Genomic DNA, 1,450 nt, shown 5'->3' with positions numbered 1-1,450 from the left:
GAGGTAGCAGGCGCAGTCGAGGCAGTCCTCGGGGCTGCCGAAGGGTTGTCCGGTGGGCAGGATGTTGTCCTGGTAGGTGCCGTGGCTGGCTAGGTATAGGGCGAAGCCCCAGGTGTGCAGGACTCCGGTGAAGCGCAGGCGGCAGAGGGGGATTTGCTCGCCGTCGTTCAGTTCGCCGCTGACGTAGGCGAATCCGGCGCGGAAGCGGACCTCGACGCGAGTCAGTTGGGGCCAGCGGTCCTTGGCGTGGGAGTTCAGGCGAACGCGCAGGTGGTGCTGCATCGAGTCGGGTGGGTTCTTCGGCACGGACTCCATCCTGCCCGGTGCGTCGCCGACCCGCCATGATCATGATCGTGATGGTTCGCGAACGGTTGGGTGGATCGGTCGCGGCGGTGGCTGTGATCTTGGACGAGACCGGGCGGCGGGCGCTGCAGCGGCTGGCCGCATCGGCGAAAGCGCAGGTCCGTGAGGTCCTACGGGCCCGGATCGTGCTCGCGGCCGCCGACGGCCTGGGCAACGCGGAGATAGCGCGCGAGTTGGACGTCGCTATCAACACGGTGCGCAAGTGGCGCGGCCGCTTCGCCGAGCGCGGGCCGGACGGTCTGAAGGACACCGGGCGGCCGGGCCGGCCCAAGGTGTACGACGACCGGGTGCGTGTCGCGATTGTGGCTGCCGCGACCAGCGCACCGCCGCACCCGGCGGCCACCTGGACCCATCGGGCGATCGCCGAGCAGGTCGCGCGCACCGTCTTCGCAGCCGTCTCACCCTCCCAGGTCGGCCGGATACTGGCCGACCTGGACCTCAAGCCGCACAAGGTCCGAGGCTGGCTCACCCGCCGCGACACGCCGGAGTTCTGGGAACGGGCCGCGCACATCTGCGACCTCTACCGCAACCCGCCCCACGACTCGGTGCTCCTGTCGATCGACGAGAAGACCGCGATCGCCGCTCGCTCCCGCAAGCACCCCAGCCGCCCCGCCGCCCCGGGCCAACCGGCCCGCCAGGAGTTCGAGTACGTCCGCCACGGCACCGCCTCCCTGGTAGCCGCACTCGACGTACACACCGGCGAGGTCCTCACCGAGGTGATCGCCCGCAACAACGCCGCGACCTTTACCACCTTCCTCGACCGCGTCGACGCGCTCATCCCCAACGGCACGGACATCCACGTCGTGCTGGACAACGGCTCCTCACACACCGCCAAACACACCAAGGCATGGTTCGCCGCCCATCCACGCTGGACAGCGCACTTCACCCCGCCCCACGCCTCGTGGCTCAACCAAATCGAGCTGGTCTTCTCCGCCCTGACCCGCAGCGTCCTGCGCCACGGCGACTTCGCCAGCCGCGACGACCTCATCGACAAACTGGACAGCTACATCATCAACCGTAACGAGACCGCGAAGCCCTTCCGCTGGACCTACGACGGCACCCCACTCAAGGAAACAACCTGATCAAC

At 68.6% G+C, this 1,450-nt stretch carries 2 protein-coding genes; one reads left to right on the top strand and one right to left on the bottom strand.

Going from position 1 to position 1,450, the window contains the following annotated elements:
• Positions 1-306, bottom strand: a 306-nt coding sequence (locus ACLQ24_RS29595) for a hypothetical protein (RefSeq protein ID WP_425895026.1), incomplete at its 3' end; no start/stop codon positions are given.
• An 86-nt stretch (positions 307-392) separates the two neighbouring features.
• Here ACLQ24_RS29595 and ACLQ24_RS29590 point away from each other — a divergent pair.
• Positions 393-1,445: an IS630 family transposase gene (locus ACLQ24_RS29590; protein ID WP_425895025.1), complete on the top strand. Its 1,053-nt coding sequence runs from the start codon at positions 393-395 to the stop codon at positions 1,443-1,445.
• Positions 1,446-1,450: the final 5 nt, after the last annotated feature.

Origin of the sequence: Micromonospora sp. DT4, from assembly GCF_049841675.1 — a bacterium.
Taxonomy (GTDB): Bacteria; Actinomycetota; Actinomycetes; order Mycobacteriales; family Micromonosporaceae; genus Micromonospora.
Note: the sequence above shows the minus strand (reverse complement) of the source record. Positions and strands in the feature narration are given on the sequence as shown.